The 14,173-nt window shown below is 63.8% G+C and carries 14 protein-coding genes and 1 pseudogene; 10 read left to right on the top strand and 5 right to left on the bottom strand.

What is annotated here, in order from left to right; translation table 11 throughout:
• Positions 1-792, bottom strand: a pseudogene (locus tag VN856_RS13865) (hypothetical protein); the annotation flags it as partial.
• On the opposite strand from VN856_RS13865, the gene VN856_RS13860 reads away from it, so the two are divergent.
• Complete coding sequence (locus VN856_RS13860; RefSeq protein ID WP_325689923.1) at positions 773-1,189, top strand: ferritin-like domain-containing protein; 417 nt, start codon at positions 773-775, stop codon at positions 1,187-1,189. The pseudogene VN856_RS13865 and the gene VN856_RS13860 sit on opposite strands and share 20 nt — an antisense overlap.
• Before the next feature lie 6 nt (positions 1,190-1,195).
• Here the strand turns inward: VN856_RS13860 and VN856_RS13855 are convergent, their stop codons facing one another.
• Positions 1,196-2,689 (bottom strand): FAD-dependent monooxygenase, encoded by a 1,494-nt coding sequence (locus VN856_RS13855; protein WP_414686955.1) that lies wholly within the window; start codon positions 2,687-2,689, stop codon positions 1,196-1,198.
• Between the two features lie 274 nt (positions 2,690-2,963).
• Here VN856_RS13855 and VN856_RS13850 point away from each other — a divergent pair, with 274 nt between their 5' ends.
• The 3 genes from VN856_RS13850 to katG all read left to right on the top strand — a co-directional run bounded on the left by VN856_RS13850 (position 2,964) and on the right by katG (position 6,410).
• The gene (locus VN856_RS13850) at positions 2,964-3,656 is read left to right on the top strand and encodes a hypothetical protein (protein WP_325689921.1); all 693 of its coding nucleotides are present in this window, start codon (positions 2,964-2,966) and stop codon (positions 3,654-3,656) included.
• Between the two features lie 93 nt (positions 3,657-3,749).
• Positions 3,750-4,166 (top strand): Fur family transcriptional regulator, encoded by a 417-nt coding sequence (locus VN856_RS13845; RefSeq protein ID WP_325689927.1) that lies wholly within the window; start codon positions 3,750-3,752, stop codon positions 4,164-4,166.
• 36 nt (positions 4,167-4,202) lie between these two features.
• The gene (gene katG, locus VN856_RS13840; protein ID WP_325689919.1) at positions 4,203-6,410 is read left to right on the top strand and encodes a catalase/peroxidase HPI; all 2,208 of its coding nucleotides are present in this window, start codon (positions 4,203-4,205) and stop codon (positions 6,408-6,410) included.
• A 55-nt stretch (positions 6,411-6,465) separates the two neighbouring features.
• On the opposite strand, the gene VN856_RS13835 is transcribed toward katG, so the two are convergent.
• Positions 6,466-6,843: an NYN domain-containing protein gene (locus tag VN856_RS13835; RefSeq protein WP_325689917.1), complete on the bottom strand. Its 378-nt coding sequence runs from the start codon at positions 6,841-6,843 to the stop codon at positions 6,466-6,468.
• Between the two features lie 42 nt (positions 6,844-6,885).
• On the opposite strand from VN856_RS13835, the gene VN856_RS13830 reads away from it, so the two are divergent.
• From VN856_RS13830 to VN856_RS13820, 3 genes are read left to right on the top strand one after another with little or no spacing between them, the layout of a single operon-like run.
• Positions 6,886-7,686 carry an alpha/beta hydrolase gene (locus VN856_RS13830; protein WP_325689915.1) on the top strand — a complete coding sequence of 267 codons (801 nt, stop codon included), beginning with the start codon at positions 6,886-6,888 and terminating at the stop codon, positions 7,684-7,686.
• Positions 7,683-8,870, top strand: coding sequence for a PP2C family protein-serine/threonine phosphatase (locus VN856_RS13825; RefSeq protein ID WP_325689913.1), 1,188 nt, complete (start codon positions 7,683-7,685; stop codon positions 8,868-8,870). The genes VN856_RS13830 and VN856_RS13825 overlap by 4 nt, the downstream gene beginning before the upstream one ends.
• A 38-nt stretch (positions 8,871-8,908) precedes the next feature.
• Entirely contained in the window at positions 8,909-10,075 is a 1,167-nt protein-coding gene (locus tag VN856_RS13820; RefSeq protein WP_325689912.1) for a glycosyltransferase, read from the top strand.
• A gap of 1 nt (position 10,076) precedes the next feature.
• Here VN856_RS13820 and VN856_RS13815 read toward each other — a convergent pair whose 3' ends face one another.
• Positions 10,077-10,865 (bottom strand): DUF1906 domain-containing protein, encoded by a 789-nt coding sequence (locus tag VN856_RS13815; RefSeq protein ID WP_414686954.1) that lies wholly within the window; start codon positions 10,863-10,865, stop codon positions 10,077-10,079.
• A gap of 8 nt (positions 10,866-10,873) precedes the next feature.
• Complete coding sequence (locus VN856_RS13810) at positions 10,874-11,719, bottom strand: SAM-dependent methyltransferase (protein ID WP_325689910.1); 846 nt, start codon at positions 11,717-11,719, stop codon at positions 10,874-10,876.
• 60 nt (positions 11,720-11,779) lie between these two features.
• Here VN856_RS13810 and VN856_RS13805 point away from each other — a divergent pair, with 60 nt between their 5' ends.
• The 3 genes from VN856_RS13805 to VN856_RS13795 all read left to right on the top strand — a co-directional run.
• Positions 11,780-12,820, top strand: a complete 1,041-nt coding sequence (locus tag VN856_RS13805; protein WP_325689908.1) for a class I SAM-dependent methyltransferase — start codon at positions 11,780-11,782, stop codon at positions 12,818-12,820.
• Positions 12,821-12,829: 9 nt separating this feature from the next.
• Positions 12,830-13,651, top strand: a complete 822-nt coding sequence (locus VN856_RS13800; protein WP_325689906.1) for an alpha/beta hydrolase — start codon at positions 12,830-12,832, stop codon at positions 13,649-13,651.
• 57 nt (positions 13,652-13,708) lie between these two features.
• Positions 13,709-14,173 (top strand): glycoside hydrolase family 16 protein (locus VN856_RS13795; RefSeq protein WP_422656566.1); only part of this gene is annotated, 465 nt, incomplete at its 3' end.

The raw sequence follows: 14,173 nt of genomic DNA, 5'->3' as shown, positions 1-14,173 counted from the left end.
GGATGCCGTCGGCTTGGGGTCGGTGGCGCCCGCGGCGCGCAGCGTGGTGATCACATCGAGCGCGGGATCGGACGGCGAGAACGTTTTCACGCCTTCGGCGTTCGAAAACTGGCGATAGTCGACGTGGTAGTACTGCAGATTCGATGCGATGCTGACCCGCATCGATTGCCGGTACGGCATAGGTACCTTGACGTAAACCCCCGCAGGCGACTGCGCGGCGTTGGCCACCAGGGGCCAGACGAATGGCGCACCCAACGCACCATCGACTAGCGACTGCAACGGTGCGTCAAGCACTGTATGTCCATCCAACTCGACGCGGATCGCACCCATCCGGCTCACGTTGCCGCTGTCGCGGGTGAACCACATCGAGTCAATCTCGCCGGCGCCGCGATCCTCCGCAATGACGCACCCAGCGCCGCCCGATGCCAGACATCCACCGCTGCCGTTATCGTTTCCGGTGCCGAGGTCGAAATTGCCGCCGCTCCGATCGAAGCTCGAGGCCTGCAGAGTCTCCGTGTCCGCGCTCAGGTATGGCAACCGGTCCAATCGACGGTAGGTCTCCCAGCCCACCGCTCGTTGGCCAACTCCGTGGACAACCGGTTCGGCGGGTGCTGTGCCTGCACTGGCTATCACCAACAGCACTACCGCGAACGTCGCCGACAACGCCCGAACAGCCAATGACGGGTTAGGCGCGTCGGCGCATCGGTGCTGGTCAGTCGTAACGCCGCCCGGCCCACGTTTGAGTCCGCTGCCTTGCGTGAAACCTAGCCGCATGGATACCAGTACTTTCATCGACCGGCTCAACGAAGATCTGGGCACCGAATATCAGTCGATTGTCCAATACATCCAGCACACCGCAACGGTTAAAGGGCCCGAGTACCACTCGATCACCGAGGAAATGGGCAACCACCTGTCCCAGGAGTTGGAGCACGCCAAAATACTGGCTCAGCAAATCGACTTTCTCGGTGGCACGCCCACCGTCAAAGTGCCCGACGTGCCTGATGCAGCCGACGGAGCCGCCGCGCTGAAGGCCGACATGGAATTGGAGCAGCGTCAGCTCGATCGCTACCGGAAGCGGGTGGCAGAGGCGAACGATCTGGGGTTGCCGGACGTCGCCGAAGCCCTGCGTCCGTTGCTGCAACAAACACAGGACCACGTGCGGGAGCTGCAAGACGCCCTGGAGGGCTGACACCGTTTAGCGAGGAGCCATTCTGGGTGGTCCGAACCACCTGTTCAGCGCCTCGGTGAGGCCAGCGTCGGAACCGCCGGCGACCCACGCGACATACCCGTCCGGCCGGACCAGGACGGCATCCGGAGCAGCAACCGCGCCGATGGCTGGAAGTTCCCATACCCCAGAGCATTTCGCGTTGACCAGCCGAACTCGATCTGCCCAGCCGGACATCTCGATCGCACCCGGCTCGCCGAAGTTGATTAGTGTCGCGTGTGCGTCATGCAACAGCGTGAACACCCGCCGCGGACCCGCACTGGTGACAATGTCGAGATCGGGCATGCGCCGTCCGAGCAGTGGGTGTCCAGACCCCAGGTCGTAGTGGATATCCAGTCCCGACATCGTCGCAGCGACGCGCCGACGCGGCTCATCGATCTGCAACACCTCGGACATGATGTCGCGCAATGCCTTTGTGCGGTCGTCGGCGGGACTGCGCAGCAGCGCCATCTGCGCCATGGTGTACTGCAGCACCCGCGCCGCGACCGGATGCCGTTCGGCGTGATAGCTGTCGAGGAGCGTGTGCGGCGCCGCTCCGTTGGCTACCAGGGCAAGCTTCCATCCCAGATTCACTGCATCCTGGACACCAGTATTGAGCCCCTGGCCGCCGATCGGGTGATGCACATGCGCGGCGTCCCCCGCCAGCAGTACTCGCCCGTCGCGGTAGGACGCCGCTTGCCGGGTCACATCGGTTGCCCTGGAAATCCAAGTGGGGCTGTGGATTCCGTAATCTGTTCCATAGACGGCGACGAGGGCTTCGCGTAGATCGTCCAGGGTTGGCTCGGTGCCGGGGACCAGGTGCTGCTCGGTCACCATCACCCGCACCGATCCTCTGTCGGTCGATTCGCTGAGCGCATGGACACCGACGGCGTCATGCCGGATGCCCCAGTCTGGTTCACCACCTGCCGGGAAAGCCATCTCGACCTCGGCGAGCAAGTAGCTCATCGTCGGATCCCAACCTGGGAAATCGATGCCCGCTGACTTCCGGACCGCACTGCGTCCGCCGTCGCACCCGACCAGATACTCCGCCCGCAATCGCCGGCCGCCGGAGACGTGGACGTCGACCCCGGTGTGGTCCTGAACGACGCGGGTGACCTCGCGTTCGCGATAGACCGGTACGGCCAGTTCCTCGACCCAGTCGGCCAGGATGCGCTCGATGTCGTTCTGCCACAGCGCAAGTCCATAGGGATGGCGGGTGGGGAAATCGCTGATATTCAGCCGGATCTGGGAGAACCCGGCAACCTGTGCGATCTGGCCGCTCGTCAGGAACCGATCGGCGATTCCGCGTTGGTCGAGCACCTCGATGGTGCGGGAATGTAAACCGCCCGCGCGGGAGCCGATCAGATCCTGGTTTGCGCGCCGCTCGGCAACGGCGACGTCGACTCCCGCCAATGCCAATTCACCCGCCAGCATCAGCCCGGTCGGTCCTCCCCCGGCCACGACGACAGAATGGTCGATGCTCACTTGGCAACCCCCCAATATCGCTCAGTTTTAGCTTTGGCCAGCGATTTTGCGCCATGACCCGGGTCTTGCCGCAAGCCCCGGGATGAGCTATATGTTGAAGGTGAGGAGGTAAATCCCTCCCCGCTTTCGGCTGCATTCGGCTGACTGTCTCGGGTTGAGCAGCGAATATCCTTCTACTGCAACGCTATACAGCAAATTCTGGATCGCGTCCGGCCGCCGAGATACCTGCCTACGATGGCGCTGTGTCGTCGAGTGGCATCGGTACCCATCAGCCGTGATCGCTTTCGTCTGCGCGATGCCGATGGAGTTGCGGCCGCTGCGCCGCCGCCTTCGGTTGCGCAAATCCGGAGCGGGCCACGTCGGCAAGCTTGGCGACCGTGCGGTGATCGCCGTGGTCACCGGGATCGGCACAGCCTTGGCGGGCAGCGCGACAGCCCGATTACTCGATGCAGTCGACGTCGAGTGGGTGGTAGTCGTAGGTATCACCGGTGCTATCGACGACCACACCCCGATCGGAGCGCTGGTACTGCCCGAACAGGTCGTCAACAGCGCCGACGGCGCCACCTACCGACCGACACCGCTGCGCGTCGGTACCGCCCACGGGACGATGTGGACCACCGACGAGTTGCTGACGGATCGGACGGTGCATGCCGATCTGAGATCGCGTGGGGTGGTGTCGCTGGACATGGAGACGGCTGCGATCGCAAAGGTGTGCGACCAGCGCGGCGTCGCATGGTCGGTAGTGCGGGCAATCAGCGACCGGGCCGGCGACGGCAGCGTCGACGAAGAGATCGCCGGCCTCACCCACGGCGATGGCACCACGAACCGGGCAGCCGTCGGACGCTACCTGGTCAGGCATCGCAATGCGCTGCCCCGTCTGGCCCGGCTCGCCAGAGGATCCAACCTTGCGGCCAAACAGGCCGCAAACGCCGCAATCATGGCCGTAAGCAGGTCGATTAATTCTTGACCAACTCCAAATTAAGTCTTGACCGACTCCAGATAAGAGCGGCATATTGGGGGCGTGTCGTCAACGTCGACGGATTACTCGGCACAACTGCGTATGGCCGATCTCCGTGTGACCCGGCCCAGGGTTGCCGTGCTGGAAGCGGTCGATGACCATCCGCACGCTGACACCGAGACCATTCTGACCGCGGTCCGCAGCGGACTTCCCGATGTCTCCCGACAGGCCGTGTACGACGTTCTCAACGCTCTGACCGCCGTCGGGCTAGTTCGCCGGATCCAGCCACTGGGCATGGTTGCCCGCTATGAGTCGCGGGTCGGCGACAACCACCATCACGTCGTGTGTAGATCGTGCGGTGTCATCGCCGATATCGATTGTGCTGTCGGCGACGCGCCGTGTCTGACCCCATCCGACGACGAAAACGTACTGGACGGCTTCGTTCTCGACGAGGCCGAAGTCATCTACTGGGGCCTGTGCCCCAACTGTTCGAACGCAACGTCTCGATCACAACCGTGATCACAGCCCGTTTCACCCACCCCTGAAAGGAATGCAGTGTCTTCCGATACAACCCACAAAGGCAGCGAGAGCGAAAATCCGGCGCTCGACTCACCGACGCCGAAAAGCGGGGCTCCCCTCACCAACCAGGACTGGTGGCCCAACCAGCTTGACGTGTCGAAACTGCACCCGCACCACCCGCAGTCAGACCCACTCGGCGACGACTTCGACTACGCCGAGGCGTTCGCCGGGCTCGACGTCGACGCGCTCAAGGCGGACCTGGTCTCGGTCCTGACGACCTCACAGGACTGGTGGCCTGCCGACTACGGCCACTACGGAGGTTTCTTCATCCGGATGAGCTGGCACGCGGCGGGTACCTACCGCATCTTTGACGGCCGCGGCGGTGGCGGCCAGGGCCTGCAGCGCTTCGCGCCCCTCAACAGCTGGCCGGACAACGGCAACCTGGACAAGGCGCGGCGGCTGCTGTGGCCCGTCAAGAAGAAGTACGGCAACAAGATCTCATGGGCCGACCTGCTGCTGCTGGCGGGCAACGTGGCGCTCGAGTCGATGGGGTTCCAGACCTTCGGGTTCGCTTTCGGTCGCGAAGACATCTGGGAGCCCGAGGAAATCCTCTTCGGTGAAGAGGGCGAATGGCTGGGCACCGACAAGCGCTACACGGGTAAGCGCGAACTCGCACAGCCGTACGGCGCGACCACCATGGGGCTGATCTACGTCAATCCCGAAGGCCCAGAAGGCAAGCCGGACCCGGTCGCCGCGGCCCACGACATCCGTGAGACGTTCGGCCGGATGGCGATGAACGACGAGGAAACGGCAGCGCTCATCGTCGGTGGCCACAGCTTCGGCAAGACCCACGGCGCCGGAGATGCCGACCTGGTCGGTCCCGAGCCGGAAGCAGCTCCGATCGAGCAGCAGGGGTTGGGCTGGAAGAGCGCCTACGGCAGCGGTAAGGCCGAGGACGCCATCACCAGCGGCTTGGAGGTGGTATGGACCTCGACGCCGACCCAGTGGGGTAACGGGTACCTGCAGAACCTGTACGGCTACGAGTGGGAGCTGACCAAGAGCCCCGCCGGTGCGTGGCAGTTCACCACCAAGGACGGCGCGGGTGCGGGCACCATCCCCGATCCGTTCGGCGGGCCGGGTCGCACCCCGACCATGCTGGTGACCGACATCTCGCTGCGGGAGGACCCGATCTACCGCGAGATCACCCAGCGCTGGCTGGATCACCCCGAGGAGCTGTCCGAGGCTTTCGCCAAGGCGTGGTACAAGCTGCTGCACCGCGACATGGGGCCGGTGTCACGGTTCCTGGGACCGTGGATTCCCGAGGTCCAGCTGTGGCAGGACCCCGTTCCCGCGGTTGACCATCCGCTGGTCGACGACAAGGACGTCGCGGCTCTGAAGAAGAAGGCGCTCGAGTCCGGCCTGTCGGTGCCGCAACTGATCAAGACGGCGTGGTCGGCGGCGGCGAGCTATCGCAACACCGACAAGCGCGGTGGTGCCAACGGTGGACGGCTTCGCCTTGAGCCGCAGAAGAATTGGGAGGCCAACGAGCCGTCCGAGCTGAGTAAGACGCTGGCGGCGCTGGAAAAGATCCAGCACGAATTCAACGACTCCGCGTCCGGCGGGAAGAAGATCTCGTTGGCCGACTTGATCGTGCTGGCCGGGTCTGCGGCGGTCGAGAAGGCGGCCAAAGACGCCGGATACGAGATCGAGGTGCACTTCGCGCCGGGTCGTACCGACGCCTCGCAGGAGAACACCGATGTGGAGTCGTTCGCGGTGCTCGAGCCGCGGGCTGACGGATTCCGCAATTATGCGCGGGCCGGCGAGAAGGCGCCGCTAGAGCATCTGCTGCTGGAGCGGGCTTACCAGCTGGGTGTCTACGGTCCGGAGCTCACCGCGCTCATCGGTGGTCTGCGGGTTCTCGGTGCCAACCACGGCGGCAGCAAGCACGGCGTGTTCACCGACAGGACGGGTGTGTTGACGAACGACTTCTTCGTCAACCTGCTCGATATGAACACTGAGTGGAAGGCGGCGGAGTCGGCGGAGAACGTCTACGAGGGCCACGATCGGTCCTCGGGCGCGCTGAAGTGGACCGCGACCGCGAATGACCTTGTGTTCGGGTCGAACTCGGTGCTGCGCGCGATAGCCGAGGTGTACGCGCAGGACGACAACAAGGGGAAGTTCGTGGAGGACTTCGTCGCTGCGTGGGTCAAGGTGATGAACAACGATCGGTTCGACCTCAAGTAACTACCGACAGCGCGACACTGCACCCCGCGGGCACACGCCTGCGGGGTGCAGTGCGTCAGCGCCGAGGGTCGATCAGGTCGCGGAACCGCGCCGCAGGACAGATGCCCGCGCCCGCGGCTCGCGCCCGGTCGGCGAGCGTGACGTCCGACGTCACGACGTTGATCTCCTGAGGGTTTTTGTCGGCGCAAACGACCCGGATGATCTCGTCATCCGCTGAATTCGCAGTCGTTTTCGGCGCGTGGCGTATCCGGATCGCGGCTGAGTGAATCGGCGGCGACGTCGGGCCTTCGAAAACCACGGTGACCTGATGGCCATCCGGGGACGCCCATCGCTCAAGCTGTTCGACAAGCCGGACTCTTGCTCCGTGACGGTCTTTCCACCAGCCATCCGGTCGCGTCCCGATGACGTTCATGGCATCGACGATCCAGCGCACAAAGCCGACGGTACTGCTCTACTGCGGTGGCAGTATGAATGCGTGGATTTGCAGGCGCGTAACAACGTGAGGATTGCCGGAGCCGTAAACGGTCCGACGATCATGCTCGCTCATGGCTTCGGGTGTGATCAGAATCTGTGGCGACTGGTTGAAGCGCGACTTGCGGCGAGCTTCCGGCTGGTTCTGTTCGATCACGTCGGCTGCGGCGCCTCGGATCCCGCGGCATGGGACCCCGAACGGTACAAGGCGCTGCAAGGGTATGCCGACGATATCCTCGGCATCGTTCGTGAGTTGGATCTGCGCGACGTGACATATGTCGGCCACTCGGTAGCCGCCATGATGGGAGTGCTTGCGGTCGCGACCGATCCGAGCCGCTTCGCCAGGTTGGTCCTGCTTACTCCCTCACCGTGCTACATCGACAGTGAGGACTATCGCGGCGGCTTTTCCCGCGCCGACATCGACGAATTATTGGACTCACTCGAGAGCAACTACCTTGGTTGGTCGCGAGCGATGGCGCCGGTGATTATGGGAGCCCCGGATCAACCCGACCTTTCCGACGAGCTCACTGATAGCTTCTGTCGCACCGACCCGGCATGCGCGCGGGTTTTCGCACGCACCACTTTCCTGTCCGACAATCGCGGTGATCTTGCCCGAGTATCGATTCCCACTCTGGTGATCGAGTGCGCACACGATACGTTGGCGCCGCGCGAGGTTGGTGCCTATGTCCAGCAACGAATCGACGGCAGTCAGCTGGTCACGCTCGACGCCGTTGGCCATTGCCCCCAGCTCAGCGCTCCGGACATCACCGCGCAGGCGATCGCTGAGTTCGCCGGGGCGCCGTGACACCGGAGCCGGACGGCGCATTACCTGACGGCCTCAGCGCTGAGGACCTGTACGAGAACGCGCCGTGCGGCTACATAGTGGCTAGGCCCGACCGGGGCATCGTCAGCGTGAACGCCACCCTTTTGGCGTGGCTCGGGCACGAGCGAAAAACGTTGATCGACAAACCTTTTACCGACTTGTTGGCCGTAGGTAGCCGCATACACTACGAAACTCATTTTGCGCCAATGCTGCAAATGCACGGTGAGCTCACCGGCATTACCGTGGATTTGGTCACCGCCGAGGGCACACGGCTTCCCGCGTTCCTCACCGCTAACGTCAAATACGATGTCGACGGCCGACCGCTTCTGCTGCGCATCGCGATTCACGATGCAGGCGATCGGCGCTCGTACGAGCGCGAACTCCTCGATGAGCGACGACGGGTGGAACAGGAACGTGCGCGGGTTCAGGTCTTCGCACGGACTCTGCAACGGTCGTTGCTGCCGCCCTCGATTTCACCCCCCGACGGCTTGGATGCGTCTGCGCACTACCACCCCGCCTCCGCGGACGATGTCGGTGGAGATTTCTACGACTTGTTCTCGCTCACGCATGACAAGTGGGCTTTCTTCATCGGTGATGTGAGCGGCAAAGGCGCCGGCGCCGCCGCGGTGACTTCACTGACCCGCTATACCTTGAGGGCGGCGGCGGCCTTCGACGCCGACCCTGTCGCGGTCTTGGAGAACCTGCACGCTGTGCTGAGCCAGGAGTTTCGCGATACCGTAAACCAATTTGCCACAGTCATTTTCGGCATTCTCACGCCACTCGACGGCGAGTTCGGTATCGAGCTCGCCAGCGCGGGGCACCTTCCTCCATTAGTGCTCGGTGCGGACGGCGGAGCGCGTTACGTGGACACAATCGGTGGCCAGCCCGTCGGCATCCCCATGGAGCCGAAATTCGCTGCTGTCCGGATTCGGCTCACACCGGGCGACACGCTGGTTCTCTACACGGATGGGTTGACCGAGGCGCGAACAGGCGACGGCGCGGAGCGCTACGACTATTCCGGAGCATTGCTGGAATTCGCTGCCGCCCACGCGCCGACTACCGCGTCGGGGATTGTCGCAGCGATCCAGTCGCTACTGGACGGCTTCGGCTCAGGCGTGGAGGACGATGTCGCGGTGTTGGCGCTGGGCGTACCTGTAAAGATGTAGCCAGTCCCGCCGAGGTCCCCCTAGTGAGGTTTCCGCCGATGAAAGTTGTTCTGGCCGCGTATGGGAGTCGGGGTGATGTCGAGCCGTGCGCCGTCGTCGGTCGCGAGTTGCGGCGCCGAGGCCACGACGTGCGCATAGCGGTTCCGCCCAACATGGTCGCGTTCGCCGAGTCGGTCGGTCTCGATGCGATGGCCTATGGGCCCGACTCCGAGGCGCAGCTGAACACGGCGGCGGATTTTTTCGTCGCCAACATGAAAAACCCCTACGCCGCGCTGCCCGAGGTCATGGAGCGTGTCACCAAGGTTTGGGTGGACAAGGGCACGGCGCTCGCATCGCTCGCTGAAGACGCGGACCTGCTTGTGACGGGCATGAACGAGCAGCGGCTCGCCGCGAACATCGCTGAACATGAAGGTGTTCCGTTGGTTGCGCTGCACTCCTTTCCGTCGCGGTTTCAGCCGTCCGGAGAGCTCAACTCCTGGCTGGTCAAGGCGTCCGAGGAACCGCTGCGTCGGGCGCTGGGCCTGCCCGAGGGGCCCGAGCCCGCGCCGGCGCTGATGGAGATCCAGGCCTACGACGAACGGTGCTTGCCGGGCCAGCCTGACGAATGGGCCGAACCGGGCAAGCCGTTCGTCGGCGCGCTCACCCTGGAGGCGCCGACCGATGCCGACGATGAGGTGTTGTCGTGGATTGGCGAGGGAACTGCGCCCGTTTATTTCGGCATGGGCAGTACGCCGATTTCTCCGCCCGCCGAGATCGTCGAGATGATCGTGGCGGCGTGCGCGCAACTGAACCAGCGGTTGCTGATCTGTACCGGGCCCAACGACATGTCCGAATTCGATCACTACGACCACGTCAAGTTTGTCGACGCGGTCGGTCACGCCGCGATCCTTCCCCGCTGCCAGGCGGCCGTTCACCACGGCGGCGCGGGCACCACCGCAGCGGTGATGCGCGCCGGTGTGCCGTCGCTGATTTTGTGGCTCTGGCTCGATCAGCCGGTGTGGGCAGCCGGTGTACAGCAGCTCAAGATTGGTACCGGACAACGATTCTCGGATGTCAACCAGCAATCGCTGACCGCCGGGTTGAGGTCGATCCTCACCCTGGACTACCTCGATCGGGCTGGCAAGATTGCCGAACAAATGATATCGCCGCACGAAAGCGCTTCCAGTGCTGTTGATTTCGTGGAATCCGCTGCCGGCGGGGACTAGATCACCGGCCGAGGTCCCATTGACCGAAGTCGGGGGCGAGTACCTCGTCGACGTCGATGTTGATGCCACCGAGAAGCGGGCCGGGATTCGACGGGGTGTTGACCACCTCTTGGTACAACACTGCGGTGGCGTCGCGTTGTCCGTGAGACCAGGACTTGGTCTGCCAGGCCCATTTGTGCCCGGCTGTGCTGGAGCGCCCGAGGACGCCGTCGTTGTTCGCCCACTGGCAAGCCTGAAAATGTCCGTAGATCCCGGTTCGCGCAGTGCCCAATACCGAATTGATACCGCGAAACCAGTTGACGGCCAGACCGTTCCAGGTGTCGACGTTGATGTCGTCGTCGACGCTGAAGAAGATCGGGGCGGAGTCGCTGCCTCCGGCGGCGGAGTGGAGTCGCAACGCGGTGTGGGCGTCCGCTACCCCACCGTCGAACCCGCGGGTGTAATCCGAAGGCGCGGTTCCGTTCGGTTTGCCGTATTGGAAGTTGCTGACGATATGCAATCCCGCGGCGCGCAGCGCGTCTGCGTACTCGCGGGTGATGGGCTTGGCCTCGAAGTTCGCGCCCGGTCTGGACTCGGACACGTAGTTCACTACCCCGGCATAGCCGGCCGATTTGATTTCGTTCGGCGCGATTCGGCGCTCGGCGAAGTCGATCAGCCTGATGTTGTCAGCAAATGCTTTGCGGTCCTGGAGCATCGAGCCCAACGGTCCCAGGGTCAGCGCCACCGCCGCCGCGCCGCGTTTAACGAGTTCGCGTCTCGAAACTGCCCGCTGTTCGAATGAGTCGGCCATGATCCAGCTCAACGGCTAAGGAGGGCCGTGGCACTCCAGGGTCTTCTGCCGGGGTGGCGCGGATTCGGCTGCGGGCCCCACATCGCCGGCCACATGAAGATCGGCAACCTGCGAAATCGCTTGGCAGCTGCCATCAGATACTCGGATTCGAGGACCCGCCAGCCGAGGTCCTCGAAATAGGCCAGCCCGTTTTCGGGCGCGAAGATGAACGGGGCATTCTCGAACATGCCGGCCATCTTCTTGTTCATCACCCGCTTCAGGCCAGGGCCGGCAAAGTCAAACATCCACCAACCGACCTCGGGCCGGTTGAGCGCATCCGAAAGTGCTGTGACATCAAAGTCTTCCAGGTACATGAGCAAGCCTTCGGTCAAAACCAGCGCTTTGGTGGCACCGTCAAGAGCCTGATCGAAGAACGCGTTGCGGGCCACCGGGTCGGCGAGGTCGACCGCCGACCGGGTCAATTCGCACCGCGGCGTCTGGTCGGCGAGGAGTTGCATCTTCTCCGCAAGTATCTCCGGAAGGTCTGCCTCGATCCATTGAAAGTCAGACGGAAGGTTCAGTCGGTACGGCCGGGTGTCCAAGCCGGCCGCCAGGTTGAGCACCCGGTCGCAGCCGTTGGCGATCGCTTCGGCGATGGCGTCGTCGATGATCTTGGTGCGCGCGACGAGCCACCAGCCGCTGCGGCTCGTCATCGGAGTGTTGGCGACGATCGCGCGGCCTTGCTCGCCCGCGAGACGCTCGGCCAGTGGGTCGCTGAACAGCGCATCGGCCCGTGTTGACTCGGTTGCCCGGTACAGCGCCGTCCACCGGGCCGTATCCGAGACGTGGGTGATCAAATGCCCGGCGTTCGACATACGTTGCTGTATAGCACTCGGGCGCTGGTGGAACACCGATGGGTCGTGTACAAGGGTCTGATGGAGGATCCGACCGTCAGGTCGTTCAGTCCGTCCACGTTGGGCGAGGCGGTGGTCAGGCGGTTGTATCGCCGGGCCGTGGTGACGACGCAGATCACGGTGCCCGCCGTTCCCAGCATGATCGACGAGTACCTCAAGATGTGCGACAACGTCTTTGCCGTCGCGGGCGTCCAGTACAGCGCCGACGAAGCTGCCCAACTCAAGACGGTGCTGGAGGCCGAGTTGGCCAAGGCCTACACGGCGTCCTCCCGTTCGAACATCGTGATCTCGTTTCACGCGCCGTTCGGTATCTCGATGAATTATCGGGTCACAAGCGAATCCGTGACACTCGGAGGCGCCTACGACGGCTGGCTCAGCACTCGCGAGGGACCGCTATTCGGTACTGAGCCGGACGCCCGGGTCTGGGCGCTGTCCGGCGAAGTGGCCGACCCCCAGGCTCATCCCGTTCTCGATGTCGGTGCGGGAACGGGTCGCAATGCGTTGGCTCTGGCGCGTCGTGGCCATCCGGTGGATGCGGTCGAAATGAGTCCGAAGTTCGCCGAAATCATTCGTGCGGAGGCCAACGGCGAATCGCTTGAGGTCCGTGTCATGGATGGCGATGTCTTCGAGACGATGGACGGTGTTCGCCGCGACTATCGGCTGATCATTCTTGCCGAGGTGGTCCCCGACTTCCGCAGCACCGGTGAGTTACGCGGAATATTCGAACTCGCCTCCGATTGTTTGGCTCCCGGTGGCCGGCTGGTTTTCAATGCCTTCCTCGCGCATGAGGGCTACATCCCCGATGATGCGACGCGTGAACTCGGGCAACAGTGCAACACGATGATTTTCACCCGTGACGAACTCAAGGCTGCGTCGTCTCAGCTGCCCGTTGAGCTCGTCGCCGATGACTCGGCTTACGAGTACGAGAAGGCCCATCTGCCCGACGGCGCCTGGCCACCCACGGAGTGGTTCGAGGGCTGGGCCAGCGGCCTCGACCTGTTCGACGTCGAGCGTGAGGAATCACCAATCGAGTTGCGCTGGCTGGTGTATCAGAAAACGTGAGGGATAGTCATGGCTGATGCAATCCAATTCGTCGACGCGAACGGACTGAAGTTCGCCTATCTCGAAGAAGGAACCGGGCCGTTGGTCCTGATGCTGCACGGATTCCCCGACACCGCGCACACCTGGGATCACCTGCGCTCCCGCATCGCAGCCAAGGGATACCGGGCGGTAAGCCCTTTTATGCGGGGGTACCACCCCACCGCGATACCGGATCGCGACGCCGACCAAGAAACGCTGGCGCGCGACCCTCTTGCGCTGATTGATGCGCTCGGCGCCAGTGAGGCCATCGTCATCGGACACGACTGGGGAGCGGCGGCCGCATACGGCGCGGCGGCGCTGGGCCCTGAACGGGTGAAGAAGCTGTTCGTCCTCGGCATCCCGCATCCGGCTACGCTCAAGCCGACGCTGAAACAGCTTTGGGGGGCAAGGCATTTCGCGGTATACAAACTACCTGGGGCACCAAAACGCTTCGCGCGTAATGACTTCGCGGCGCTTCCCAAGATCTGCCGTCGATGGTCGCCGGCTTGGCGGCCTGACCCGAGCGAATTCGGCCCGGTGCGGGCGAGCTTTTCGAACGCCGCGAGCTTGAACGCGGCATTCGGCTACTACCGAAAGCTTTCGCCGATACCCAGCGCGTCGCTGAAGGCACGAATTACCGTGCCTACGGTCGTGTTTGCCGGACTCGGTGATCCGATCGCCAAGCCTGCCGACTATCGCGGCGCCGCGCGGATGTTCGCCGGTGACTACATCGTCGAAGAAGTCGACGGCGGGCATTTCATGCACCGGGAACACCCCGGCACATTTGCGGAGCGCCTGCTCGCTCACTTGTGATCCGGCCGAACCGCGATTTGGCCGGCTGCCGTGCGTGGCTGATATCGTGCAGGGCCTATGCCCGAAATGGATCGCCGCACCATGATGTTGATGACGGGCTTCGGCGTGCTGGCCGCCGCGGCTCCCGTCCCTCAGGCCCGCGCTTACCCACGCCCACCAGCGGCGCCGTCGGGCGGATACATCTTCCAAGACGAATTCGACGGCCCGTCCGGTTCAGCGCCTGATCCAGGGAAGTGGACCGTGGCCAAAGCGCGCGAGGTCATCAAAGACCCGACGCGTTGGGAGTTGCCCGAGAACATCGGCCAATACCGCGACGATCGCCACAACGTCTTTGTCGACGGCAAGTCGAACCTGGTCCTTCGGGCCGCGAAAGACGGTCCCACCTTCTACAGCGGCAAGGTACAGAGCCTCTGGCGGGGCGGCGTCGGCCACACCTGGGAAGCGCGGATCAAGCTTGATTGCCTGACCGCCGGCGCCTGGCCGGCCTACTGGCTGGGAAATGAGGACCAGGGCGAGATCGAC

Origin of the sequence: Mycobacterium sp., assembly GCF_035603715.1 — a bacterium.
Classification (GTDB): domain Bacteria; phylum Actinomycetota; class Actinomycetes; order Mycobacteriales; family Mycobacteriaceae; genus Mycobacterium.
Note: the sequence above shows the minus strand (reverse complement) of the source record. Positions and strands in the feature narration are given on the sequence as shown.